Raw genomic sequence first — 23,735 nt, forward strand, 5'->3', positions numbered from 1 at the left:
GTAAGAAGGGGCTACTAAAACGAAAGTGGGTAAGGGGTTTGGGCTTCATAGGATTTCATGATATTTGATATCAATCCTCAGCCCTTGGGCTTCACCGAAGTCACGGAGCATTGCTCCGCTCATCCTTCTCCGCCCCATTAGCGGGATAACCCCAACCCACACCCGCGGAATATCACGGATGTGGGGAAACCCGCACATCTTGAGGTAAATATTAAGAGACGCGTTTAGTTGTCTGTCTAGGGTGAACCCGCACCTCTCGCAATGAAAAGTCCCGCCGACCTTTCGGGAAACCCATCCACATCTGGGGCAGGACTTGGAGGTGAGGTACGGGTTCACCTCCTTAACGAAGGAACCATAAAGGGGAGCCTTGTATTTTATTACACGGTGTATAGTCCTCCAAACAGTCCTCGAAATCTTCTTAGAGAGGGAATCATTTACGTCCTCAAACATCTCTTTTTTGTTTAACTTCTCAACAGCAAACAGTGTGAGAGGGTAAATCTCTAGCAAATTGTTAACGAACTTGTGGATATAATCCAGTACACGGTTCCTCTCACGGTGAGAGTACTTCTTCATAAGTTCTTTACCCTTCTTACCGTGCTTTGAGGCGAAGGACTGAACCCTACCCCTCTTCAACTGCATACCGTACTTCAAACTGTATAGTCCCTTAATGGAGAACGTGATGAACTTATCACCATCATACGCGTCTAGTGTGTAAAGGTTGCTATCAATTGCTAGGAAATCTAGGGGAGTACTCCAGGGTAATTTATAACGGAACGATAAGTACACTTTGTCCTCCTTAATTATTGGCTCACCTAACTCAAGTCCCTTAACCCTCCTTGAAAACCACTTATGAGACCAAGAGAAGGTGACGTATTCATAAGGTCTTATAGTAATCCTAACACTCTCGCCCTCAACCTTCCTAAGGGTTGACTTTACCCTAACGTAAACCTTCCTCAGTGTTGGTTTCCTTAACGATGCTTGTCCCTTCTCAGCCCTCCTCTTCCAACTCTTCAATATCGAGTAAGCGTCGTTTATTGCTTTATCCACGTAGTGTGAAGCCAGGACGTTAATCTTCTCTAGTTCATCCCTGAGCTCCTTGTACACTTCCTTCTTCTTAGGCAAGGTTATTTTAACCTTCGTGATGGCTTTCTTACCCTTCTTCACTTCTTTTCTCTCTATCTTAGTCCTCTCCCACAACCAGTCTAGTGCTTTCTGTAGTAGGATTCTATAGTTCTCTAGTAATATCTTGCTCTCCTCCTTCTTATCGTTCTTCAAGGAGTAGGTTAGGTAGACGTACTCTTCTTCTGGTTGGAATGTTTTAAGCCTTAAGTTCCTCAACACATTTTCTCACCTTTTCGTATTTATGACTCCTCATTCCGTATAACTTTCCGCTGAATGATACTAGGATTGAGATCAGATCCTCTATCAACTCTTGTTCTGGTGTTTTGTCCTCATTGTTTAACACGACTATTTCGCAGTTGTGTGCATTGCATGCTTCTTCAAGTATCTCGAATCCGAATCTAACTAGTCTGTCTGGATATGCAATGATTATTTTTGATACTTCGTTATTTAGTATCATCCTCAACAACTTGAGGAATCCTTTTCTCTTCATGTTTAGTCCAGATCCTATGTCTGTTATTACTTGGTCGTAATCCTTAACGTTCTCCTCTAGGTATTTTACTTGGTTTATTAAGTCGTCTTTTTGCGTGTTTGATGATACTCTAGCATAAAGGATCACTTTCCTCTTTCTTACAATCCCCATTAGTTTCTCTACATCTTCTTCCCTAAACCTCCACTTTCCGCTCTGTAATACTACTGGCTTTATGTAACCTTTCTTGACGTATTCTCTAAGTGTTGCGTAGGATATCCCTAGGCGTTGGCAGACTTCTTTAGGTCTTAGCATTGTATAAGAGTTTATGATGAAATAATATAAATTTTACGGTTTATCAGAAACTGTTGTCAACGGCTTTCGTATGGCCCAGAAGCTCTGTTATTTTACGTCTAACGTAGTTGTAATCCCCTATCTGCTCAAATTCACCGAGAAGCATTGTAGTAATGTCGATCCCTTCAAAGTTCCACTTTACTGCTTCCCTGAGTTCTCTTTTCGTCGATATACCTAGGTACCAGGTCTTAGCGTTCAACCTTTTAGCAAACTCTACAAAATCTGCAATCTCATAATCTCTGTACTTTTCATTTGAAGCGAAACCCAACCAGACTTTTGTAAAACTGCTTAGCTCTTTGTAGATCTTTATAACGTCTTTACTTAATGAATGGACCGGAATAATGTATTCTACCTTATCTGGGACTTGGAGTTTATAGTAGATGTAGTCGGGATATATCGCTATCTTTATAGTACTCCTTAAGGACCAAAGCTTCCTCAGATAATTAGTGTAGTTTCTTCTGAGTAGGTCCTTTTTACTGTCGAAAAACTCAGGGTATACTAAGATGTTAGGGAAGTCTTTCCTTATCCTCTCACCGTAGACCGTATGACCCATAGCTATTAGCATTCGTTAACCCCCCGGTTAACGCTCTCTTCTGAGAGAAATTCTAGTTGAAGAAGAATGAAGAGAAGAACTGCAAAAATGAAGATAATGAAAAAGAAGGATCTCATTGTGAAGCCTCAGCTATAACCCATATTTCCATTAATGTTTTCAATAATTTTCTTCCTTTTTCTGTAATTTTTATCACTCTTTTCACAGTGTTATGCCTACCTGGTTCATATGTTTCGTCTATTAATCCTAGTTCTTTTAGCATAGGGATTACAGTTCCATAAAAAGCCGATGGACTAATTTTAGTTTCTAGCTGTAACTCTAATATCGATTTAGGTGTATCTCTTAAGCTTTCAAGTCCCTTGAACACATGCTCACATCTCAAGGGGTTTGAGTTCCTTTTCATAGCACTTTCTAAAATAGAAATTATTATTTTTAACTTATAAGTCTTATGCTATACCTTATGATTTATAAGTAACGCAAAAAAATATCTTAATTATGGCTTACAAATTAGAAGACAGGAGAACTATGCCAAGAGATCTATCTAATCCGTTGAGATGTGAGCATTTATTCAGAATACTTTCAACGCTAGAAGAACCATGCTCTTTATCAGAATTGTGGGAAAAATCGAAAATAAGCCCTGGGATATACTACAGCACTATAGAAAAGAACCTACTACAACTAGATTTAATAAGGTATGAGGAAAAGGGAAGGAGCACAATGGTCTATTTAACCGAAAAAGGTAGAAAATTATTACAGGTTCTTAAGGATATAGGGTTCTCAAAAATTACAGAGATACGCTAATCTTTTTTATGTTCTTCTGAGAAATAAAACCTTAAGTCAAGTTCTTTTTCAATTTTAGATAATTCTTCTTCAAGAATATTGTAAGATTTTTCATCTAGTCTAGTTATCAGCTTTTCTCTTAATTTTAGTATAACGAATTTTGCACCTAGATAATAGTCTCTATCCATGTGTTAATCAATATACAAAAAGAAGACTGACAAAGCCGAAATTGCTCATGTTTTACCTTCTAAGTTATAAAGCAAAAGATTTAAATATCGCTTTCTACTTTAGAAAGTAATAGGTAACAAAAATGTCCGTCCAAACCCTCAAACCCGTTAACCGGGGAGTTAACGGGATAAGTGAAAAAGATCTGATTTTTTTAATTGAGGCACTCGATAGGAAGGAAAGGAAACTAATATTCGAAAAATTTTCGGAGGATTTCAAGGAGGTCCTAACTAGGGCTGCAATGTATAAGCTGACCAGGGGAGATACGCATTTGAAGAATGAGAGGATTCTATGGCTCATTGAGAATAATGAAGAAGCTAAGAAGTTTGTGTTAGACTTACTGAAAAAGAAGGCACAGAGGATGTTAGAGATTATAGAAAAACTGGAGGCTGAGGAGGAAGAAGGTGAGGAAGAATGACTGAACAAGCAACAGAACTACACGAGTTATTCACAGAACTCGATGAAAACATCAGAGAACTACTATCGCTAGTAAAAACACTGAAGATCGACTTTACTATACACGCAGATGATGAGGCAATAAGCAGACTGGAGAAGTCACTATTCCTAGCTCAAAAAATAGAATCAAACCTATATTCTCTAAAAAGAGAGGTAGACGAACAATGAGAATAACTATACCATCACAATATATTGAAAAAATTGGGGAAGAAATTGAAGGGGAAGAAGAATGACGCTTAGAGTTATTACTTTCAAAGTTGAGGAAGAACTTTTGGTAAAACTTGATCTATACTGCATTAACAATAGAAAAATAAGAAGTGAGGTCATCAGGGAAGCGATTGAATTCTATCTTGCATGTAAAAAATTCGGCAGAGTATATAGAAAGAATTCCATAGAAGAGAATTATAAAAATTCTATTACGAGGGTGCAAGAAAATAGTACTTAGGTGAAGAAAGATGACAATCAACGAAATTATTGAAGAGAATGAGGAATTGCAGCTTAGATACAGTAAAGCTATAGATACTATCAGTAAGCTCGAAAATAAGATAAAGAAGCTTGAGAAAGAGAACGAAAGATTAAGAGAAGAGAACATTTCATTAAAAGAGGAAAACAAAAAGCTTCAGAAGCAAAATAATATTTTAATGAGGGCTATAGAAATTGCGATAGAGATTAAAGACTACAACAATCAGAAGGGATTTCTGAAAAAAGTTTTACAGAAAATTAAGGAGGAAACCGGGGAGTTAACAAGGTGAGGACATTGGCTCTATCGATGCCGTTAGTTATACCGAGGAGAAAGATATATAGAGGTCACAAGGGTTCTTACGAGTTTTATGTTATTTACATTCCTCAGGACTTCAACGATTTAATACCGATTCCGGCATTTATCACATTATTATATAATAATGAGACGATCAAAGTAGGAGTTAGGAGGCCCTTCAAAGCCGGAAGGAATAAATACGCTGTAATACTCCCGAAGGATCTATCTCCTATTTGGGAGAAGATTATTAAGGAAGGTAAGGAAGTGATTTTAGTTTTGGAGCACGTTTTAAGTTAGTAGTTTTGGAGCGTGTTTCTCATATATTTCTCTAAGCTCTTCTTCTGAAAAAGGTAAGTAATGCTCTTGTAAGATTCTAAACTGATTTGGTGCTGTACGCCCCTGTAAAATATTTACTATCATCGGCGATACTCCTTGTTTAATCACATAACTTGCCCAAAATGCCCTCAAATCATATAGTCTGAATACTTTTCCCGCTCTTTGCATTGCCATCTTGATTTCTGCTCTTATCTTATCTTCATTCATAGGAAAGAACTTCATCTTCCACTTTTCCACATCCTGCCCCAAAGCCTTAGGGCCTCCCCAGAACCTCTTTATATAATTTTCTCTGTATGGCAAATAGTTCTTCTCTATCCATTCTGCTGTCTTTTCATGTAAAAACGTTATGTAGGCCCGCTTCGTTTCGTTTTCCTTCATTAATTTGATCATTCTATGTTTCAGATCCACCTGGTCAACTTCGATAGTAAACAATTCCCCGGTTCTTAGTCCAGTCTCGGCGAGAAGAAGGAAATAAGTTTTAGCCCCTATTTCCTGGACTTCATTAAAGATCTGTTTTAGTAAGTTTAATGAGAGACTTACGGGCTTATACTTAGTCCTCGGCTGAGGGATAGAGAAGCTATGATATAAGATTTGTGCTAGAATAGGATCCCGCGATTTTATTATTTCCTTAATAAATAGTTTTAATACAATTGCCATCTTCCTAGCTCTATGCGGACTTTCCTCCTCCTGCTCAAGAATGTATTCTTTGATTTTGTCGGGTGAAATTACGTAGTTGATGTCCTTGAACACTCTGTTTATATACCTCCAGTGATCATCGAAAGTGTGTTTTGCCTTCTTCTTTTCCAACAACTTTCTGAAAGTTTGAAGATCCTCGGAAGTTACCGGATAAGAGTAGGATGCAGTTTTTATAAATTCACCTAAACTCCGCTGTAGCAAAGACAAGAATAACTCTCTGAATTCCGGATCCTTAGTTGCCTTCACTATGACTCCGATTGCCTCATTTATCCCTATTCTATTAATATCTATACTGTAGGTCAATCTTATTAGGTCATCTGGAGCTAAGTATTCTATTGCTTTCTCGACCACATTATCCGGTATTTTTCTCTTCTTACTTTTGTAACGCCACCAGCTAGACCTATCTATTCCTAATTCGTCATATGATATGCCATTTCTTAAGACTTCTTCAATTATCCTTATCTTTTGATCCTCCGTTAATCCGGAAACGTCAATTATCATATCTAATCACTCTGATAAATATATCAGACACGTAGCTGATATATGCGTTTCCATTTTCTTCCTCGGGCGTTGCCGATAATTCTCTTCATAAGAACGTAAAATTCTTTCAATTCACGAGAAGAATTAGGGGAGTGCCGCCGCGGGGACTTGAACCCCGGACAACCCGGTCTTCAGCCGGGCGCTCTCCCGGGCTGAGCTACGGCGGCATTATAATAATAGAGATATGACTTTTTAACTTTTATTGTCATTAAATTTAGCAGGGACCTGGCGACACCCTTGGAGAACCCTAAATATTTAGGGTTCTATGAATTAGGGTCTCCAGAGGTCCCTACATTGGTGAACGTGATGAAAGTTCTATTAGTCATCCTATCAAATATCGAAAAATCGATAATGGACGAGTTAATAGCTCATCTCTCGAACTATGGATTAAAGGTTGATATATTGTTTGACAGTAGAAAGTATCTACCAATATCCGCGTTCAATTGGGATAGATTACAATTTGATGCAGAAAAAGCCTTAAACTTCCTAAAGAACCTATATGATTTTAATTACGATTCAATCGTCTTTATTGTAGATGCAGATGGATATGTTAATAGCTATAATTTTGTTTTTGGACTAACTATAGATAAAGTTGCTATAGTATTCACTAGTAGACTAAGAGAAGAGTTCTATAATAGAAAGCCCAATCCAACACTATTTATGGAGAGACTAATAAAAGAAGTCACACATGAAATCGGCCATACACTTGGATTAAGCCACTGCAACAACATGGGCTGCGTGATGAATTTTAGCAATACAATAGAGGATGTAGACAAAAAGGAGGCATATTTTTGTGAGAAATGCAAATATAAGGTTAATGAGAAATTGGCTAAATATCGACCACAAAGGTAATAATGTATTCATCATCTATCTTCTCTATCGATAACTGATGATAGGTCATAGCTTTCACCACAGTTCTACGTTCATGCTTCGTTAAATCAAACTTCTCTCCCCATGCCCGTCCTTCCAGAGTAATAGTATCTTGGTCTATCATTATCTCAAATTTACTGAAAAGTAATAGCTCAGAGTCGTAATAATAAAGTAGTTCCTCTATCCACTTATATAATAGATTCTCCAAATCGTAACCATTCAAATAAATTTCCCTAAATATAACTGGACTAACCTTAGATGTATCAGTAATGATCTCAAATACACCTAATGCTGCATTAGAAAATGCTTCTTCTAAGGATTTGCCATAGGCCTTAACGCCTATGTCAGCTGTATGCTCGAAGAACTCGAACTGCTTCATATAACTTTATAACACTTCATAACATTAATAGTTAATTGATGATGTGAAATGGGAGGAAGGCAAAAAACTACACTATTTATGACAAAAGAAGTTAAGAAAGAAAGAAAAAGTGGTAGTCAGACTAATCCTCAACCTTCTTCAAAATAAACTTATTTATTATGACTAAAATAAAGACAATTATAGTAGTATAAATGATAATATAATAGTTTTTCGAATACAGGAATGCAGCTATACTATCTATGGTCAATAGAAATATCATTAAATCCCGACTTTTCATATTTTCTCACCTAAAATAAGTCTAAAGGAAATGGCATTCTTCCACTGGATCCACCAATAGCAGTACCTAGACCTAGAGACAGACCTGCTAAAATACTTAAATAGAGCATGGGCACTATTATAAAAGCAATAACCAGTTCAGGTACTATGCCAGCTACAGTTTCAATAAGAGTGTTTAAATTTGCAATTGAGGATAATTGAGCTTCCATTTGTGAGAGTGTTGAGGAAGACATATTCTGCATGAATATTGGCAAATAAGGTAATCCGATATAAAATACAATACTAGATGATATCAAAGTTCCACCTATGTTTTTCCCAATTCTGAAAGGGAGTGATAATAGTAAAATTCCAATTGCAATAAGTATCATAAACGTACTCTGTATAAATTCACCTAAATCTATAAAAAACTGCAATAGGAATATTATATCAGTAACAAATGATGAAAATTGAAGAACAGGATCTGCTAAAAGAGCAAGAGCCATAGATATCTTAACAGTAGTTATAATATAATATACACTTTTGATCTGTATTAATGCATTAAACATTTGAACTTGTAATTGTAAAATCGAAGAATAAAACGTTGTCCAACTTACTCCTAATAAACTTTGTAATTTGCCTATAACTGAGATAACTGCTCCGTAGATATTTATCCACACTGCTGCATATATAGCATCACTCATCATTTTAGGTCCCCATTTTTTTAGACCATATATAGGTATTGGTAAGCCATAAAATAATGCCCCAAGAGCATATGTTAACCCTGCAATATTTATAGCAATATAAAGGATATAAAATGGAGAATATCCACTATCAGTCATGATCCCACTTGCGACGCAATATAGGTAATTAAGGAAAATACTGTAGTACCTAATGCAATCCAAAAGGCTGCCAATATAGCATCCTCAATGAGATCTTGTCCAGTCCTTTTCACTCTAAATATTGGTATAGGTGCACCTCTTAATGCCCATCCTACAGCCCAAGCTAATATAAATATACTCCATGCTATTTCGGTAACTTGAGTATCCAAATTTTGTACAAATTGAACTATACTTACCATCACTTATCGTTATTATAAGAACTTTTTAACGAGTGAGAGTTACGCGAAACTGATGAGAAATACATTAAGATTACTTTAACTATTTCATCAATTCCTATATCAGACGTATTTATAACTAGATCAAAAACTGATAAGTCATTAACGTCTATTCCATAAAATCTTTTAAACCTCTTGTAATGCATATATTCTCGACTAATAATTTGCGAGAGAGCCTCATCGTAGGATACCTTATCTCGCAGTGAAATTCTACCTGCCCTAATTTTAAGTGGTGCCCATAGATATACTGCGAAATCCGCATATTCTCTAAATAACCATCCAGCTATATGAGACTCAATTATAATATCCCTCTCATTTAATATGTAATCATAGATTTTCTTATCAACCATTCTATCTATATCAAAATTTGTCTCAGCTAACCTATTCAGATTCACAACATCTAATCCCATCTTCTGTGCTATTTCTCTAAACATGCTACCCGCTGATACAAACTTATATGAGAGAGCATTAGCTAACCTTACTGCCACTGAGGTTTTTCCGCTTCCTGGGGGACCGCTTATAATAATTCTCATCAATTGTCTTCCTCTAAAAAGCCTTGCTAGAACTGTCTTACGGCTTGCTTAATCAAGTGTGTAAGACACGAAGAGCACAAATAACCTCCAAAAGGTCTTTCTGGCCTTTTTTCTACCTTACTATACTTATATAGGTTGTCAGTCTTTGTACCATTTAAGGGTTTCTTACATAAAGCACACTTAGCTAGATCATTCTTTTTCTTTTCGTAGTGTATTGTAGTCTTTCCACTAGGTAATTTTACATAAACTCTTCTTAGTGACCTAGAGCGTAAAGCTGGTCTAGGCATATCTTAATCTTATTTTATCTTATTTTTAAATTTGACCTTAAAGAGATAGGTGTAAATATTATGTAAGAGGCAATAAATTCGAAAAGAGATCCGTTAAGCATCAAATACCCATCACCAGTCTTTAATGTTACGTAAGGTATATAAAATGGTAAGTAGATATTGGCGTTTAAATAATTTAAGATAATTATAAGGTCAAATATGTATATACCAACCAATATCATTGACCTTAAGAACATATAATACCTAACCGTCGACATGTATGATTCTAATTGCTTAGATATCTTCCTATACGTTTTTTCTCTCCTTTTACTAGATGTGATATTTTTTAATCTTTCCTCGTATTTCTCCACAAGACTTATCGTACTATTAATTTTGCCATATAAATAATACTTATATATAAAGTAAACAACTAGATTTGATACCAATGAAATTAAAAAAATATAAACTATATTTGTCTGCATGTTTTCACATTAACGAATTTATTATTTCATTAGCGGCAATAGAAGGATCTCCTTCTTGATTTACCACTACCTTAACTGATGCCCCGACTAGTACTGCTGATGCCATAGCTGAATATCTAGCAAATTGAATAACTTCATTGATAACGTAGATATCACTATAGTCGGCTCTGGCTCTAGTATTATCCCTCTTTTGCCTTTCTAATATAAGTTTAGGATCTGCCTCCAATAAAAAGATTACGTTAGGGGAAAGAACCTCTACGACATGTTTTGGAAGTCCAGGCAGATACCCTGATGGTGTTCTGATCACTGCATGTGTATCCACTAAACCTAAACCATTATTACCTAATGTTGATAAATCATCAACGATTCTCCTTGCAGCTAAAGCCTGTAACTCACGCTGTCTCTCAATTGGTAATTTTCTTATCTCGTCTCTATTCTTTACATAGCCTTCTTTTAGCGCTGTATTTAACATATAATCCCCATAATTTACAATCCTATGTGGGATATCTTTCTCAGATAAGATCTTGTCTACAAACGATAAAACAGTAGTTTTACCCACACCAGGTATTCCAGTTACTATACCCAATTTCATTTCTACTCACCTATCAATCTCTTTAATAGTGGGTACATTTCTAAAGATCTTTCATAAGCTAATAAGCTATAATATTGTATTGCTATTGTTACAGCCAACAATATTCCTATCCCAGTTCCGTAAGCACCTAAAAGTGTAGCAACTACTGCAATCAAACCAACAATTATTGAGCTAAAGAATGCTAATGGGTATATATATTTAGCCAATATTCCTTCAATAATTCTCGGGTTGCTTCTGACTCCAGGGATTTCAATACCTGCTTCAACTAATTGCTGAGCTTGAGTAGCTGGATCTAAACCAGCTACATCGACCCATAATATTCCAAATAGAATACTAAGCACAATAAAAATTACAGAATATTCTAGTGCACCTAATGGATCTAAAACTATTGCATATACACTATGAGGTATAGCTGAATTTGGTGGAGGGAAAAAGAACGCCCCGCTTATCGTATCTAAAATATTTGACGCTGACGGTGAAACATAAGATGCCAACGAAGCAAATAATTGAATGTCAGAACCTAATACTGCAACAAATATAACTGGTATGCTACTAACATAAAGGAAATTCAATGGTATAGTTCTTCTAATTCCTCTTAGTCTCTGAGAAGTTACAGGTATTTCAATAGTCATCGTAGTAAGATATATGGTTATTATTATTAATGCTACAGTAGTTATTAAACCAACTAAATCAGGTTGGAATAAATTCTTGGTTGAGGTGTTAACTATTAAATTAGCAATACTACTGTGAGATGCTAAGGCAGTAAATAAAGCAGGAAAGAAACCTACAGGCAAGTTTTGTGAGCTCACACTTGCTATCCCGAACATATCCCAAAACATGATTTTCATGACACCAGCTAGTATAAACAAACTTACTCCAGACCCTAATCCCCAGCCTTTCTGTATCATTTCGTCTAGTAATAAAATTAAATATGTTGCTACAATGAGTTGAGCTATAACTATACCTGCAATAAGCAATACTGAACCACTAATAGTTGTTGAGGTTCTAGCTAATACATACCCAAATAGTACCGATTCAACTATAATAAAGATGAATGCTAAACCTTTTTGAGCTTCTGTAAACTTAATCCTATCATCTGGATCATTTAAATCGATTTGAATTAGCTTAGATCCAGCTAATATCTGCATAATCAAACCAGCTGTTATTATGGGTCCTATACCTAACTGTGCCAAAGTACCCGTGGTAGATGCGAAGATAATTTGCTCCAATACGAGATTCTTGAAAAACGATGTTGCAGTTATCCCATAAAGGGGAGTAGAGGCCATTATCAGATATATTATAACAGCAACTAGCGACCAAATTAACTTTTGACCTAATGAAGGCTTTTCTTTAGGTTTAACAACAGCTGGTAAATATTGCCCAAGGTTAGCTAGTGAATCAACGAAAGACATAATTTACTCAAAAAAACTATTCAGTTGGGCTTAATATTACTTCTCCCCCAATTTGCTTTACTTTCTCTACGGCTTTAGCACTAGCCTTCTTTACTTTTATAACCACTGCAATACTTAAATTACCACCGCCAAGCAATTTCTCATAACCTAACTGATTTAAATCCAACACTTTTTTACCATCTTTCTCCTCAAGTTTTATAGAACCATTTATTAATAACTCATTTAGCCTTCTCAGCGATATTGTACTGACAAGTTTTGTGGTTGGATTTCGGAATCCATGTTTACCATACCATCCCTTTCCGTATTTTACTAGCCAAGACCATTTCTCTTTATGCATACCTATTTGCCTACTACCTTGTGCTCCTCTATCTCTATGTTGTCCCCTTATACCCCATCCCATTGTTCTTGATCCCCTTAGTTTTCTAGATTTCTTCTCTCTTCTTACCACCATTTTAGATCATCCTCTCTATTAATTCATTTATCTTATCTCCCCTATATCCAAATTCACCTTTATTTTTATATGGTCTTTTAACACTACCTTTGAATCCACCTTTAGGAGGGTGTAAACGAATAGGCAATTTGAAATACTGATTTAATTTATGCAAATATATCTTACCCTCATAGAGTTGCTTCACCAATGCATCAATATTATCGATCTTTAAGACTTCTTTGACGTAACTATCTGAAACCTTATCTCCTTTTATTGTTTCAAGTCTTGTCGTGATTAACATTTTCAAAACATCAGAATTTATTTCTCCCCAGGTAACATATGGTGAAGTCTTATGCAACATACCGAGTATTGGAGGTACTTTTGGGTATATCATCGCATTAAAATTATACTTCAGCCTTAGCATTTCTAATGTCTCATTAATAAACCAGGGAGCTTTTGCCCAACCTCTAATTCTAACTACTGCCAATAATTCAACCATTTCTATTACCTCTTTCTAGCCCAATCTTGTAAAGTAACAAATCTATATGTGTTGTAAAGTGCATTATAGCCAGCTCTCACAAAGTTTTCTGTAGTTCTGGTTTCACCTTTTGTAGTAGACCATGCATCTTTAATACCAGCATATGTCAACAAAGTTTTTAATACACTACCTACAACTAACCCGGTACCCTTAGGAGCTGGTAACAGTTCAATTTCCACACTGCCTGCCTTTCCAATTACCTTGAATGGCAAACTGTGAGGTTCTCCACACGTACATTGCCAGCTTCCACATCCTCTTCTTACTGGTATTATATTCATCTTAGCATCTCTAATTGCCTTCTGAATTGCGACTCTTAGTTGTTTAGCCTTACCTGTGCCAATACTTACATAACCGTCCATATTTCCCATAATTACTAAGACCTTGTATCTGGATATCTCTCCTGCATCAGTCTGTTTTTGAACTACTTTAATATCTATAACTTCATATTTAAGTTTAGGTAATAAGACATCTACAATTTCTGGCTCTGTAATCGGAAGATTTCTATCAAATAGATCTTTTATAGATGATATCTTTCCACTCTTTACAAGATTGCCTACTAATGTTCTAGGTTTCCATTCCTCTATATTTATGCTAGGAACCTCTTCTGCCATATTAACCACCAGAAGACTTTATCTTATTTAACACCTCATCAAAATGAGAAGGTAAATTTTCTGGATTTAAACCTCTTTCTAAATATTTTGAAAATAACTTGTTATATAAATCAGGATTTTCATTTTTTAACTTTTCTGCATACTTCGCTATATGTTCCCCTTTTATTCTAGAATCTTGTATACCTACCTCGCCTATAGGAATTTTTAACCCAGCATCAATTGCCCCTTTTATTGCATAAAATATTCTAGCTCCCTTAGAAGGTACATGAAGACCAATATCAGCGACGCACTTATTTATATTTTTCTTCATTGCTCTTAACGCTGCTAAATATCCAGTAAGGTAAGCTGCAGGCGTATTATTTGTATCTCCTTTCCAGCCAAACTTCTTAACTAGCTCTATAGAATGTGCGGCAGCTAGTGTAATGTCACCCTTAGGATCAATCTTTACAACCTGCACTATCACATACTTATTTGTTATCCTCACGACAAACCTTATTTGCTTACTGACAACATAAGCATATCGTCTATAATAATTAGTCTTTCCTTCTCGTCTTCTCCTAAACTTAACCTTATAATTAGGACCATTAGCCATATCATTCACCTTTCAATTTTCCCATCTGTATTAGAATGTTCCTAACATCAGAAACTCCCTTGAAATTACCACCTTTAGCTTTTAGGTATAGTTCTCTATATGTGTGAGTATCAATAACTTTATGATCTCTTAACCACCTTAGATAAGCCCTTATTTTCCTTATCCTTTTCACCCACATTTCTTTACTATTTGCTCTCGCTCCTTTTTTGCCCTTCCTACTACCAGCTTTCCTACCTTCGCTCTTAAGACTTCTCTTTTTCTTTCTTTCCTTTAATCTGCCACCACTTATTCCAGTTTTTTTGAGAATTACAATCTTTCCTTCATTTATCAGCTTCCTAACATCGTCTCTAGTTAATGCACCTTGAACCTCATCAATGTAATCTTGGATTATCTTAACTCTACTTATACCTACCCCAGCTACTGCGGCAGCTAATTTCTTTTGAGCTCTTAAGTCGGTCATACATTAATACCTCCATTACTCACCTTTAAACCTAATTCCTTAGCCTTATTTAGAATCTCAATCCTCTTTTTAAAACCAACTGAGGAAGCTATTATAACAATGACATTATCTTTCTGATTCTGAAGTTTAATTAACTCATTTACGTTATGAACCAATACTTGCTTTAATCCAGTAGGGTGTAATTCTCTGATCTCCTTAGGTAACCTATAACCTACACTTACTATTGGGGGGAAACCCCTAATTTTAAGCCTAGTCTTATTATCTCGACCGTATGGCCTTCTCCATTTTTCTTGCCTTTCTAGTCTATAGAACTTATCCCAATCATATCTCATAAATTCTGGCTTTTTAGACTTTAACTTCTGCCTTATTTCATAAATCTTTTTCCTATATACCCTTATTTTCTGTTCACTCATTCAATCACCTCTTTCTTATAAATAAATATACCATCAGAGAAAACACGTTTATCAAAACCAGTTATTTTAGCAGCTTGTTCTATATTTGCAGCCGTCTGTGCTACTGCTTCTAAATCAATACCTTCAACTATTATATCTTCGCCTTTTACTGTAACCTTCACGCCAGGTAATATTGGTGCCCTTCGTATATTTTTTTCGCCTATTAGGTTAGTTATTTGAACCTCATTCCCCGAGACTTTAACTGACATAGGGAAATGAGTATATATAATCTTAAGATAGTACCTATAGCCTTTTGTTACCCCAGTTATCATGTTCTTAATATGGCTTACTATAGTGTAGAATACAGCTTTTTTTCGCCTATTCGCAAATGTAGTTTCTAATAATATTTTATTGCCATCTAATTTGATCTCAATTTCCTTAGCAAAACTAAAATCTCTAGCTATTTCTCCTTTTGGTCCTTTTATTTTTACCAAAAATCCTCTTATCTCAACACTTACATTATTTGGGACATCGATTTCCTCCTTTAACATTACAGCCTGCATTTAAATCACCTCAATAAACATAACCTAACGTAACTCCGCCAATTCTCATTCTCGCAGCTTCCTTATGAGACATAACGCCCTTAGAGGTAGATACAATTATTATACCTATTTCCTTAGATGGTAAATAACGTCTAACAAACTCTGGTAGATCAATCATTTGTCTATAAGTAAGGGGATAACGTGGAGTTATTGGACCGCATTTATTAACTCTACCTAATAGTTGAACTGTGATTTTACCCCATCTACCATCATCAATATACTCAAATTCTCCAATATAACCTTCCTTTTGCATCACTCTCAAAACGTTTATTATCAGTTTAGATGCGGGCATTATAATTGCTTGTTTGTTTCGTCTCATCTCGTTATTGTATATAGATGTTAAAGCATTTGATAAAGGATTTACAACCACCATCTCTTATCACCAATATTTTTTAAATCCCAATTCGTATGCTACTTCTCTAAAGCATTGCCTACACAAATAAATTCCATACTTCTGGATAACAGAGTCTCTACTACCACATCTCTTACACGCTTGCACTCCCTTTCCATGTCTTCTTTCAGCCGGAGGCTTATATTTACCCATATCAATCACCCCTCTACTATCTGAACATTAAAATTATTTCTCAGGAATTCCATTGCTTCCTCCTTTGTCACCCTATGTCTATTAGGAATCTTAGTCTTCTTTCTTCTCCTTCTGGCAATCCTATATCCGGGCCTCTCCAATGTAATAGCTATATCCATACCGAATATACCTATTTCCGGATCATATCTTGCGCCTGGTAATATTACGTGCTCAGCAATACCGAATGCAACATTCCCATAATTATCGAAGCTGCTCTTCCTTAATCTATAACCTATCGCTTCTAATACTTTCCTTAAGAATTCCTCAGCTTTAGCACCCCTTAGCGTTACTTTAACCCCTATAGGTTGACCTTTCCTTATTCCAAACTCTCTGATAGTTTTTTTAGCATTAGTATATACTGGCTTAGCTCCTGTCAATTCCTGCAATAACTGATAAGCTTTCTGCAATCTATCACCAGATTCCCCAAGACCTATATTAACAGTTACCTTTGCTAGTTTAACTTTCCTCATGGGATTTTGTTTAACGGATATAGATGCCTCTGCCATTTTAATCAATCCTCATATCTGGTTTTTCCTTCCCTATACTCATAACATTCAAAAGATTAGTCTGATAGGCGTTTCCATCTTTACTTTCTATCGTAACCACACTATACCTCCTTGTCTTAAATTTACTTAGATTTATACTCTTTACAATCCCATGAATACCAACGTTCCTACCTCCCAAGAAGATGACATATGAGCCCTCTGAAATACTATATGATTCCACTACATTCTGGCTAGGTAATTCTACTTTTAAAGTCATAAGAGTTTTATAATTCTTTGCAACTTCTTTATCAACTACAATATTTCTTCCATCCTCTAAATTAAGCTGAACTAATCCGCCTTTTAATGTAGTTTTATTCATAATCCTTACATATTTATAGTGAGCTTCATCAGCTGATATTTTAGAAAGTCTCATGAACCGCACATTATCTGGTAAGACCCTAAAATATAAATCAGAAGAAGGAATTGAAATTACATCCATAAGACCAACTGGATACTTATAATCTCTCCTTATTTTACCATCTACCAATATTTTCCCTTCAGATATAATATACTTAGCCTCCTTTATTGTTCCTGCAAGCTTAAGATAATCCCTTATTATAATAGCCAATGGGACACTTTTTCCAACAGGGTGAGGACCAGCATTAGGTCTAACAGTCCACTTGTACTGCTTTTTGCTAATTAATAAAAACCAAGGAGCCTCAAATCGAGTTAAGTGCGCCATGTTTATCCCTCCTTCTTAGATTTAGATATTTTCTCTATCTTTTCTCGTCTTCTAGGGTCGCTTAAATCTAATTTAGTAATCATAACCTTAGAAGCATGAATCCATATATAAACAGGTGTGCCATCCGCTTTCTTCCTTGTTATTCCCTCTATCGCAATTCTACCAGTCTTTGTATCAACATCTACTACTTTACCCTCTTTTCCTTCTTGTTCCCCACGAACTACCCTAACAGTATCACCTTTTCTTACTGCTATGCGCTTTATGGAATATTGATTTGCAATGTCATCGGAAACTCTTGCAACTAGCAATTTCTTCCTTTGATGTAATGGTAGATTATATAAAATTTTTCTTTGTTTCGAAGGCTTAAGTGATGACATATCTAATTACACCACCAGTGTAGCGAGACTAGCTATTTTTGGCCATCTTTCTGCTGCTTCTCTTGCTATTGGACCTCTGATTTCGGTACCTTTAGGAGTACCATCCGGATTTATTATAACAACTGCATTATCCTCAAAGGATATCCAAGTTCCATCTGGTCTTCTATAAGGCATTCTTTGCCTTACTATAACAGCTCTAAATTTCTGCTTTCTAACCTCTGGTGTACCTTTCTTTACTGAGACCATTACCATGTCTGCTATATTAGCAAATGGAACTCTTCTTAAAACACCTCTGTAACCATATATACCGATTATCATTGCTTCCTTTGCCCCACTATTATCAGCGACTGTAACCACTGAATAGTGTTGAAGAGCTGGAGTTAGACCTTTTCTAGAACCCAACACTTGGATTTTCTCTGACACTTCAACTCACCTTGCTGAGTATAACGAAACTTATAGATTTAGAAATGGGTCTACATTCGCCAATTATAACTTTATCTCCCTCTTTAACATTTACACACGGAGGGACATGAGCATGAATTCGACTTCTTCTTCTTTCATATCTCTTGTACTTTGAATCATAGTACAAATATTGCCTTTCTATAACTGCAGATTTATTGCCCTTGTACTTAATTAGAATCCCTTCTAGTATCATTCCTCTTACTCTTAATGAACCATGATAGGGACAATTCTCATCTTCACATGGCTTCTCAGGAATAACTATATTAGGTATTCCCGGGTCCTTCACCAATTTCCCCTTAGATCCCATTCAACTCACCTAAATCCTTTTCCAAGGTTTTCTTACCAGCTTATAGCCATCTACTATAAAAGACTTACCTTTAAAAGTTATCTCAAATATGCCGTGGGCCTTAAATATCCTTACGACCTTTCCCTTATCACTTAATCTGATTAAAAATGTCTTTTCAGTTTCTAATATAACTATACCTTTTTTTGAAATCAAAGATGAATCTACATAATATAAAATTTTTATTTCAGATCCAATATAATCTAAAAGCATTAAACATTACAAAAGTTACTTCTTTAGATTTTTCTTTTTCTCACTTAAAACCGTCAATATCCTAGCAATATCTTTTCTAGTATTTTTAATACTCGCAGTATTCTTTAGCGTACCCATTCTTGCTTGCACTTTAAGTTTTATTAACTCTAGCCTTAACTCCTCTAATCTCTTTAACAGATCTTCTTTCTCCATTTTTCTTAACTCCTCAACATCCAAGGTCATTGACTTTCACCTTTTTCCTCACTTTTTTGAGCAGATTCGTCAATAAAGGTAACGTTAGTTACAGATACTTCTTGAGGTACTGATGGAGATTCTTTCAAGCTAATCTTATCCTCTATTTTTAAAGGCTTAGTAATAATTACCTCAACACCATAAACTCCTGGTTTTAGCATAGCTATCGCAACTGCTCTATCTATCATCTTTTCCAACTGTTGTCCACTCTTGTATACAATACCTTCCTTTAGCTTCTCATATCTGGCTCTTTCAGTAGTAAGCTTACCACTTATTATAATCTCAGCACCTAACGCTCCAGCATTCATTATTCTTCTCATTGAAATAAATGCTGCCCTTCTGAAATGATAACCCTTTTCTAACGCTATAGCAAGCCTAAATGCCATTACTCTAGCATTAAGTTCTGCATTTTCTACATTAGTTATCGTGATTTGTGGATTTTCTAAGCCAAATACCTTCTCAAAGATCTGTGCTAGCTGCTTTATGTTTCTGCCTCCTCTCCCTATTATCATTGAAGGTCTACCAGCATATATTATCACTCTTGTCCCTATAGGTGTCTTTAATACCTCTACTCCTGCATACTCTGCATTATAGTACTGTTTTGCTAAATACTCGTCTATCATTACCTTTACCATGGACTTTTCAAGGAAGTATCTTTTAATATTAGGAATCCTACTCCACCTCCTCCAAAATTACTTCTACATTTGCCGTTCTTCTATATTTTGCAGTAGCCCTTCCAAATGCTCTAGGCATGTATCTTTTCAGAATTATGCTCTTATGCGCTGCAATATGCCTTATAACTAACTTATTAACATCTAATCCTTTATTTGTAGCATTAGCTTCAGCATTTTCTAACAATTTTAACACATGCTTTATTGCTTTCTTAGGATATCTGCCAGCTTTTACCTTCCACTTGGCCGATATATTAGATTTATGAGAAGCACCCTTATTGTACCTCCAAAATGGTAACGCTTCCTTTTCTTCTAGGACTCTATTTAGAAAATCTTTAGCATCACTAAGATACATGCCTCTGATAGATTTGCAAACGTTATATAAGTCTTTTATAGAAACAGGAACATCTCTTATTACAGCTTTAGCAATTTTTAGTTCATCAACATTTAATTGAGGATAACTCCAACTACCCATATATCATCCCTTCATCGCTAAGAATAAACTTGATCTTGTAGCCTTTAATCCGGGCTCTCCATGCTCCACCTTCTTAGTAGTTATCGAGTACTCGCCTAAATAATGGCCTATCATCTCTGGAGTGACAGTAAACTCCACAAATTCTTTACCATTATAAACAGCCATTTTAAGGCCAACCAACTCTGGTAATATAACCAAATCCCTTACATGTGTTTTTATAACCTTATTTATCTTACCTTCTCTCCTATATTTTCTTACTTTCTCTAAGAGGCGTCTTTGAGCATCAGTAAAACCACGTTTTAAAGATCTTCTTTGTCTTGAAGGTAAGAGCTTAATAAATTCGTCCATTGGCATATTTAATAATTCATCAATACTCTTTCCTCTGTATTTAAAGCTCTTCCATTCAGGCGGTATTTCTAATGACATCTATTAACACCTATCCCTTTTCCATTTATAAAATTCACTTACCCTCTTTCCTCCCTGTTCGTCTTGCCGCTATGTGCCCTACCTTTCTTCCAGGTGGCGCATTCCTAGATACTGTAGAAGGTCTGCTTACACTCTGATGCAATCCACCACCATGTGGATGGTCGACAACGTTCATCGCAACGCCTCTAACAATGGGCCATTTTTTAGCCTTTACCTTATACTTCCAATAGTTTGCCCCCGCTTTTAATAGAGGCTTCTCTGTTACGCCACCTCCTGCAATGACACCAACAGTTGCTCTAGCCTTATTTGAGACGGCTTTTATTTTATCTGAAGGTAATTTAATTAATACCTTATCACCACTTTTACCTATCACAGTAGCATAAGAACCAGCACTTCTGGCATATTTACCTCCATCTCCAAAATTCTCTTCAATGTTACATACTACAGTACCCTCTGGCGCATCACCTATTTCTATAACATTACCATTAGCTATAGGAGAGCCTTTACCAAATTCAATTTTCTGATTAACAGCAATTCCCTGCACTGCTTGCATTAAAAACTTAATACCATTCTCTAATTTTATTACGGCAACCGGTGCATTCATGCCGGGGTTGTGGACAATGTCTACTACTTTTCCAATGAAATGACCAGTTATATTAGGATATCTTACCTTACCTATCCTTAACCAACTAGGACTTCTAAATGTAGGAGAGCCTTTACCAGCTCTCTGTTGAAGCAACCTTTTACCCAAACTACATCACCTTACAAAATACCTAACTTATGAGCTATATCACTGGCCTTATATTCTGGGGCCAACTTAACATATGCTTTCTTATAGCCTTGAGGAGTTATAACGACATTAACCTTAATTACTTTCACTTCAAACATCTTCTCAACAGACCTTTTGATATCATTTTTAGTATCGTTTTTATCAACGATCAACGTAAGCGTGTTATAAGATTCGATTAACCTTAGCGCCTTCTCTGTTGCTAAAGCCATTTGGATCATACTAAACCACCAACCTTTTACTTAATCTACTATCTAAAATCTTTATGCTACTCTCAGTATAAATAGTGAGCCTACCCGGATGGGAACCTGGAGCTAAATGAATTACACTAAGATCATTTGCGTTAACTATATCAACTCCCGCCAGATTCCTCGCAGCTTTAATTATAGGCACGTTCTTCTCATGTATAACCATCAATGGACCAACAGGCTCCTTATATTTCCTTCCTCTCATTTTACCTTTTCCAGCCCTTATCCTTATTTTTTCCTTTACTCTTTCAATATCATCATAAACTCCTATTTTATTCAAAAATTCCTCTACTTCTGCAGTAGTTTTCAAACCTACAATATCGTCTACAACTACTATAGGAAAACTTACTGAATCTTTAAACACATGTCCCCTAGACTTAATGAATAAGGCATCGGCAGTGGCACTTATCGCACTAATTACAGCTAAACTTTTTTCTTTACGATTTATCTCCTCTTCAATTTTTTTATCAACGGAAGGTGGAAAAGTTAATCTTCCACCAACAGTGTTTGGAGCTAATGCGGCTTCTCCGGAATTCTTAACTCTAGGTACTCTAGCTAAACCAAGATTAATTCCAAAACTTTCCGCAGTTGTTCTCTTACCCGCCATAGGATCTCTTCCTTTTGGTTGTAATGAGTGTGTAAATTCCGATAAGAACGCTCTTCTTATAAGGTCTTTCCTTACAGGATAGGAAAAAAACAGCGGCAATTCTACTTGCTTCACCTTATTTCCGTTCTTATCTATAACATCTGCAACTTTTCTAACTAATTCTAAATACATATCCTCTCACCCTTGTTGGCTCAAAAGATTTACATAAGTTATTTTAGGTACCGTTTCAAACACATAGGATGGTCTAACGGGTTCTCTTAAAAATACTGGTCTTTTTTTAGGACCTAATATGGAACCCTCTAGTAGAATGTACGTATTCCTAACTATGCCGTATCTAACAAAGCCACCTGCAGGATTTATCTCCTTAGGATCTTCACCAATTTTTATAATTCTCTTGTTATATTCAGTCCTTCTATGGAAACCTAACTGTCCTGGTTGAGGCGTATAGCTCGGTGTTCCTAAAGAAGGACCTCTAGTACCTATCTTTCTACTTCCCTTTCTGTGTTTATGCCACCTAGGTAACTCAATTACGTTATATCTCTTTATTACTCCAGCGAAACCTTTCCCCTTAGTTACTCCAATTACATCAACTAGTTGACCTTCTTTAAAAACATCTTTAATTGTGACTTCTTTCCCTAAAATGTTTAGAGCGTATTCTAATTGTGACTTCTTTTCTCCTCCACCTATTTGTATTTCCACTAGATCTGGTTTTTTCTTACCTAATGATGGTATTTTCCTAGGTTGTGTCGCAACTAAAAGCCGAAAATAGATTATTTTATCTAAATTAGATTTGATAATCTCCAACTTATTACTAAATTTTTCATCTAATTTCTTCTTACTTTCCTCATCCTTTAAAAAGGATGAAAGAGAAGGAATCCTTCTCCTGATGTCACCAAACTGTAAAGACAAAGAAGACCAATACTCAGTAATTACATTTGGCTCTCCTTTACCATCAATAACGTAAGCTCTTAACGCCAACGGAATAATTGGAGGCACTTCTACCACTGTAACGGGCATATATATTTCTTTTCCATTAGTAGGAGAATTTGGCCAATCATCAACTAAGAAAACATGAGTCATTCCAACTTTATATCCTACAAATCCAAGTAATTTAGGGTTTTGTGAATTTATTTGAGGCCATGTCCTAGGTGTGGGTAATAACTCTGATGACCTCTTTCTAGGTCTGAGACCTGATGATCCACGTCTAGGTGAAGCTAACTTTCGATGACCCATTATTAATCCCCGCTGATTGCTATTTCACCTATCACTAAAGAG

45 protein-coding genes and 1 tRNA gene are annotated in these 23,735 nt (G+C 35.9%); 7 read left to right on the top strand and 39 right to left on the bottom strand.

All coding sequences use genetic code 11. The features are described from left to right. Positions 1–45 precede the first annotated feature (45 nt). The 4 genes from V6M85_RS13130 to V6M85_RS13145 all read right to left on the bottom strand — a co-directional run bounded on the left by V6M85_RS13130 (position 46) and on the right by V6M85_RS13145 (position 2,859). The gene (locus tag V6M85_RS13130) at positions 46–1,341 is read right to left on the bottom strand and encodes a transposase (protein WP_338601013.1); all 1,296 of its coding nucleotides are present in this window, start codon (positions 1,339–1,341) and stop codon (positions 46–48) included. Next, a complete protein-coding gene (locus tag V6M85_RS13135; protein ID WP_240781100.1) occupies positions 1,319–1,903 on the bottom strand; it encodes an IS607 family transposase in 585 nt (194 codons plus the stop codon). The genes V6M85_RS13130 and V6M85_RS13135 overlap by 23 nt, the downstream gene beginning before the upstream one ends. Positions 1,904–1,946: 43 nt before the next feature. Continuing rightward, positions 1,947–2,495: a hypothetical protein gene (locus tag V6M85_RS13140; RefSeq protein ID WP_338601019.1), complete on the bottom strand. Its 549-nt coding sequence runs from the start codon at positions 2,493–2,495 to the stop codon at positions 1,947–1,949. A gap of 112 nt (positions 2,496–2,607) precedes the next feature. Continuing rightward, positions 2,608–2,859: a hypothetical protein gene (locus V6M85_RS13145; protein ID WP_338601021.1), complete on the bottom strand. Its 252-nt coding sequence runs from the start codon at positions 2,857–2,859 to the stop codon at positions 2,608–2,610. A gap of 128 nt (positions 2,860–2,987) precedes the next feature. On the opposite strand from V6M85_RS13145, the gene V6M85_RS13150 reads away from it, so the two are divergent. Then, entirely contained in the window at positions 2,988–3,293 is a 306-nt protein-coding gene (locus V6M85_RS13150; RefSeq protein ID WP_338601023.1) for a hypothetical protein, read from the top strand. Here the strand turns inward: V6M85_RS13150 and V6M85_RS13155 are convergent. Beyond that, a complete protein-coding gene (locus V6M85_RS13155; protein ID WP_338601026.1) occupies positions 3,290–3,460 on the bottom strand; it encodes a hypothetical protein in 171 nt (56 codons plus the stop codon). The two genes, V6M85_RS13150 and V6M85_RS13155, sit on opposite strands and share 4 nt — an antisense overlap. Positions 3,461–3,582: 122 nt before the next feature. On the opposite strand from V6M85_RS13155, the gene V6M85_RS13160 reads away from it, so the two are divergent. The 5 genes from V6M85_RS13160 to V6M85_RS13180 all read left to right on the top strand — a co-directional run bounded on the left by V6M85_RS13160 (position 3,583) and on the right by V6M85_RS13180 (position 5,007). Then, a complete protein-coding gene (locus tag V6M85_RS13160) occupies positions 3,583–3,915 on the top strand; it encodes a hypothetical protein (protein WP_338601028.1) in 333 nt (110 codons plus the stop codon). After that, positions 3,912–4,121 (top strand): protein D-63, encoded by a 210-nt coding sequence (locus V6M85_RS13165; protein ID WP_338601031.1) that lies wholly within the window; start codon positions 3,912–3,914, stop codon positions 4,119–4,121. Before V6M85_RS13160 ends, V6M85_RS13165 begins: the two co-directional genes overlap by 4 nt. A gap of 61 nt (positions 4,122–4,182) precedes the next feature. Next, positions 4,183–4,398: a ribbon-helix-helix protein, CopG family gene (locus V6M85_RS13170; protein ID WP_338601033.1), complete on the top strand. Its 216-nt coding sequence runs from the start codon at positions 4,183–4,185 to the stop codon at positions 4,396–4,398. A gap of 10 nt (positions 4,399–4,408) precedes the next feature. Beyond that, positions 4,409–4,705, top strand: a complete 297-nt coding sequence (locus V6M85_RS13175; protein ID WP_338601036.1) for a hypothetical protein — start codon at positions 4,409–4,411, stop codon at positions 4,703–4,705. Then, a complete protein-coding gene (locus V6M85_RS13180; RefSeq protein WP_338601039.1) occupies positions 4,702–5,007 on the top strand; it encodes a hypothetical protein in 306 nt (101 codons plus the stop codon). The genes V6M85_RS13175 and V6M85_RS13180 overlap by 4 nt, the downstream gene beginning before the upstream one ends. On the opposite strand, the gene V6M85_RS13185 is transcribed toward V6M85_RS13180, so the two are convergent. Continuing rightward, on the bottom strand, positions 4,999–6,243 hold the full coding sequence (locus V6M85_RS13185; protein WP_338601041.1) for a site-specific integrase: 1,245 nt from the start codon (positions 6,241–6,243) through the stop codon (positions 4,999–5,001). The two genes, V6M85_RS13180 and V6M85_RS13185, sit on opposite strands and share 9 nt — an antisense overlap. 132 nt (positions 6,244–6,375) lie before the next feature. Beyond that, positions 6,376–6,449, bottom strand: a tRNA-Phe gene (locus V6M85_RS13190). 130 nt (positions 6,450–6,579) lie between these two features. Here V6M85_RS13190 and V6M85_RS13195 point away from each other — a divergent pair. Next, complete coding sequence (locus tag V6M85_RS13195) at positions 6,580–7,134, top strand: archaemetzincin family Zn-dependent metalloprotease (protein ID WP_338604818.1); 555 nt, start codon at positions 6,580–6,582, stop codon at positions 7,132–7,134. Here V6M85_RS13195 and V6M85_RS13200 read toward each other — a convergent pair. The 32 genes from V6M85_RS13200 to V6M85_RS13355 all read right to left on the bottom strand — a co-directional run bounded on the left by V6M85_RS13200 (position 7,112) and on the right by V6M85_RS13355 (position 23,693). After that, a complete protein-coding gene (locus tag V6M85_RS13200) occupies positions 7,112–7,531 on the bottom strand; it encodes an archease (RefSeq protein ID WP_338601044.1) in 420 nt (139 codons plus the stop codon). The genes V6M85_RS13195 and V6M85_RS13200 overlap by 23 nt on opposite strands. 121 nt (positions 7,532–7,652) lie before the next feature. After that, positions 7,653–7,808, bottom strand: a complete 156-nt coding sequence (locus V6M85_RS13205; RefSeq protein WP_338601046.1) for a hypothetical protein — start codon at positions 7,806–7,808, stop codon at positions 7,653–7,655. Positions 7,809–7,818: 10 nt separating this feature from the next. Beyond that, positions 7,819–8,688 carry a DNA import protein CedA gene (gene cedA, locus V6M85_RS13210; protein WP_338601049.1) on the bottom strand — a complete coding sequence of 290 codons (870 nt, stop codon included), beginning with the start codon at positions 8,686–8,688 and terminating at the stop codon, positions 7,819–7,821. Beyond that, positions 8,622–8,864: a DNA import protein CedA1 gene (gene cedA1, locus V6M85_RS13215; protein WP_338601052.1), complete on the bottom strand. Its 243-nt coding sequence runs from the start codon at positions 8,862–8,864 to the stop codon at positions 8,622–8,624. The genes cedA and cedA1 overlap by 67 nt, the downstream gene beginning before the upstream one ends. Continuing rightward, a complete protein-coding gene (cmk, locus tag V6M85_RS13220) occupies positions 8,864–9,433 on the bottom strand; it encodes a (d)CMP kinase (RefSeq protein ID WP_338601055.1) in 570 nt (189 codons plus the stop codon). The genes cedA1 and cmk overlap by 1 nt, the downstream gene beginning before the upstream one ends. 26 nt (positions 9,434–9,459) lie before the next feature. Continuing rightward, positions 9,460–9,720 carry a 50S ribosomal protein L34e gene (locus V6M85_RS13225; RefSeq protein WP_338601056.1) on the bottom strand — a complete coding sequence of 87 codons (261 nt, stop codon included), beginning with the start codon at positions 9,718–9,720 and terminating at the stop codon, positions 9,460–9,462. A 14-nt stretch (positions 9,721–9,734) separates the two neighbouring features. Further along, on the bottom strand, positions 9,735–10,181 hold the full coding sequence (locus V6M85_RS13230; protein WP_338601058.1) for a hypothetical protein: 447 nt from the start codon (positions 10,179–10,181) through the stop codon (positions 9,735–9,737). A 4-nt stretch (positions 10,182–10,185) separates the two neighbouring features. Further along, positions 10,186–10,773 carry an adenylate kinase gene (locus V6M85_RS13235; RefSeq protein WP_338601060.1) on the bottom strand — a complete coding sequence of 196 codons (588 nt, stop codon included), beginning with the start codon at positions 10,771–10,773 and terminating at the stop codon, positions 10,186–10,188. A 2-nt stretch (positions 10,774–10,775) separates the two neighbouring features. Beyond that, a complete protein-coding gene (gene secY, locus V6M85_RS13240) occupies positions 10,776–12,185 on the bottom strand; it encodes a preprotein translocase subunit SecY (RefSeq protein ID WP_338601062.1) in 1,410 nt (469 codons plus the stop codon). Between the two features lie 16 nt (positions 12,186–12,201). Then, the gene (locus V6M85_RS13245; protein ID WP_338601065.1) at positions 12,202–12,636 is read right to left on the bottom strand and encodes an uL15 family ribosomal protein; all 435 of its coding nucleotides are present in this window, start codon (positions 12,634–12,636) and stop codon (positions 12,202–12,204) included. A 1-nt stretch (position 12,637) separates the two neighbouring features. After that, positions 12,638–13,114 carry a 50S ribosomal protein L30 gene (locus tag V6M85_RS13250; protein ID WP_338601068.1) on the bottom strand — a complete coding sequence of 159 codons (477 nt, stop codon included), beginning with the start codon at positions 13,112–13,114 and terminating at the stop codon, positions 12,638–12,640. A 5-nt stretch (positions 13,115–13,119) separates the two neighbouring features. Then, complete coding sequence (locus V6M85_RS13255; RefSeq protein WP_338601071.1) at positions 13,120–13,764, bottom strand: 30S ribosomal protein S5; 645 nt, start codon at positions 13,762–13,764, stop codon at positions 13,120–13,122. Position 13,765: 1 nt separating this feature from the next. Further along, positions 13,766–14,356, bottom strand: a complete 591-nt coding sequence (locus V6M85_RS13260) for a 50S ribosomal protein L18 (RefSeq protein ID WP_338601073.1) — start codon at positions 14,354–14,356, stop codon at positions 13,766–13,768. 1 nt (position 14,357) lies between these two features. Further along, positions 14,358–14,816, bottom strand: a complete 459-nt coding sequence (locus V6M85_RS13265; protein ID WP_338601076.1) for a 50S ribosomal protein L19e — start codon at positions 14,814–14,816, stop codon at positions 14,358–14,360. Further along, a complete protein-coding gene (locus V6M85_RS13270; RefSeq protein WP_338601079.1) occupies positions 14,813–15,229 on the bottom strand; it encodes a 50S ribosomal protein L32e in 417 nt (138 codons plus the stop codon). The genes V6M85_RS13265 and V6M85_RS13270 overlap by 4 nt, the downstream gene beginning before the upstream one ends. Next, positions 15,226–15,771, bottom strand: coding sequence for a 50S ribosomal protein L6 (locus V6M85_RS13275; protein WP_338601082.1), 546 nt, complete (start codon positions 15,769–15,771; stop codon positions 15,226–15,228). The genes V6M85_RS13270 and V6M85_RS13275 overlap by 4 nt, the downstream gene beginning before the upstream one ends. A gap of 10 nt (positions 15,772–15,781) precedes the next feature. Next, the gene (locus V6M85_RS13280; RefSeq protein WP_338601085.1) at positions 15,782–16,183 is read right to left on the bottom strand and encodes a 30S ribosomal protein S8; all 402 of its coding nucleotides are present in this window, start codon (positions 16,181–16,183) and stop codon (positions 15,782–15,784) included. A gap of 6 nt (positions 16,184–16,189) precedes the next feature. Then, positions 16,190–16,354: a 30S ribosomal protein S14 gene (locus tag V6M85_RS13285; RefSeq protein ID WP_338601088.1), complete on the bottom strand. Its 165-nt coding sequence runs from the start codon at positions 16,352–16,354 to the stop codon at positions 16,190–16,192. 5 nt (positions 16,355–16,359) lie between these two features. After that, positions 16,360–16,905 carry a 50S ribosomal protein L5 gene (locus V6M85_RS13290; protein WP_422398145.1) on the bottom strand — a complete coding sequence of 182 codons (546 nt, stop codon included), beginning with the start codon at positions 16,903–16,905 and terminating at the stop codon, positions 16,360–16,362. Then, complete coding sequence (locus V6M85_RS13295) at positions 16,901–17,620, bottom strand: 30S ribosomal protein S4e (protein WP_338601094.1); 720 nt, start codon at positions 17,618–17,620, stop codon at positions 16,901–16,903. Before V6M85_RS13295 ends, V6M85_RS13290 begins: the two co-directional genes overlap by 5 nt. A gap of 2 nt (positions 17,621–17,622) precedes the next feature. Beyond that, positions 17,623–17,997, bottom strand: coding sequence for a 50S ribosomal protein L24 (gene rplX / locus V6M85_RS13300; protein ID WP_338601096.1), 375 nt, complete (start codon positions 17,995–17,997; stop codon positions 17,623–17,625). Positions 17,998–18,003: 6 nt separating this feature from the next. After that, entirely contained in the window at positions 18,004–18,420 is a 417-nt protein-coding gene (locus V6M85_RS13305; protein WP_338601098.1) for a 50S ribosomal protein L14, read from the bottom strand. A 1-nt stretch (position 18,421) separates the two neighbouring features. Beyond that, a complete protein-coding gene (locus V6M85_RS13310; protein WP_338601101.1) occupies positions 18,422–18,766 on the bottom strand; it encodes a 30S ribosomal protein S17 in 345 nt (114 codons plus the stop codon). A gap of 9 nt (positions 18,767–18,775) precedes the next feature. Next, positions 18,776–19,015 (bottom strand): ribonuclease P protein subunit, encoded by a 240-nt coding sequence (locus V6M85_RS13315; protein ID WP_338601103.1) that lies wholly within the window; start codon positions 19,013–19,015, stop codon positions 18,776–18,778. 15 nt (positions 19,016–19,030) lie between these two features. Beyond that, entirely contained in the window at positions 19,031–19,237 is a 207-nt protein-coding gene (gene rpmC, locus V6M85_RS13320) for a 50S ribosomal protein L29 (protein WP_338601106.1), read from the bottom strand. After that, complete coding sequence (locus V6M85_RS13325; RefSeq protein ID WP_338604821.1) at positions 19,234–19,917, bottom strand: 30S ribosomal protein S3; 684 nt, start codon at positions 19,915–19,917, stop codon at positions 19,234–19,236. Before V6M85_RS13325 ends, rpmC begins: the two co-directional genes overlap by 4 nt. A 1-nt stretch (position 19,918) precedes the next feature. Beyond that, positions 19,919–20,392, bottom strand: a complete 474-nt coding sequence (locus V6M85_RS13330) for a 50S ribosomal protein L22 (RefSeq protein ID WP_338601108.1) — start codon at positions 20,390–20,392, stop codon at positions 19,919–19,921. 3 nt (positions 20,393–20,395) lie between these two features. Further along, positions 20,396–20,818, bottom strand: a complete 423-nt coding sequence (locus tag V6M85_RS13335; RefSeq protein ID WP_338601111.1) for a 30S ribosomal protein S19 — start codon at positions 20,816–20,818, stop codon at positions 20,396–20,398. A 34-nt stretch (positions 20,819–20,852) separates the two neighbouring features. Then, positions 20,853–21,569 (bottom strand): 50S ribosomal protein L2, encoded by a 717-nt coding sequence (locus V6M85_RS13340; protein ID WP_338601114.1) that lies wholly within the window; start codon positions 21,567–21,569, stop codon positions 20,853–20,855. A gap of 11 nt (positions 21,570–21,580) precedes the next feature. Beyond that, positions 21,581–21,826, bottom strand: coding sequence for a 50S ribosomal protein L23 (locus V6M85_RS13345; protein ID WP_338601116.1), 246 nt, complete (start codon positions 21,824–21,826; stop codon positions 21,581–21,583). Between the two features lies 1 nt (position 21,827). Beyond that, positions 21,828–22,631, bottom strand: coding sequence for a 50S ribosomal protein L4 (gene rpl4p / locus V6M85_RS13350; RefSeq protein WP_338601118.1), 804 nt, complete (start codon positions 22,629–22,631; stop codon positions 21,828–21,830). 6 nt (positions 22,632–22,637) lie between these two features. Next, the gene (locus V6M85_RS13355) at positions 22,638–23,693 is read right to left on the bottom strand and encodes a 50S ribosomal protein L3 (RefSeq protein ID WP_338601120.1); all 1,056 of its coding nucleotides are present in this window, start codon (positions 23,691–23,693) and stop codon (positions 22,638–22,640) included. Positions 23,694–23,735: the final 42 nt, after the last annotated feature.

Source organism: Sulfolobus tengchongensis, from assembly GCF_036967215.1.
Taxonomy (GTDB): Archaea; Thermoproteota; Thermoprotei_A; order Sulfolobales; family Sulfolobaceae; genus Saccharolobus; species Saccharolobus tengchongensis_A.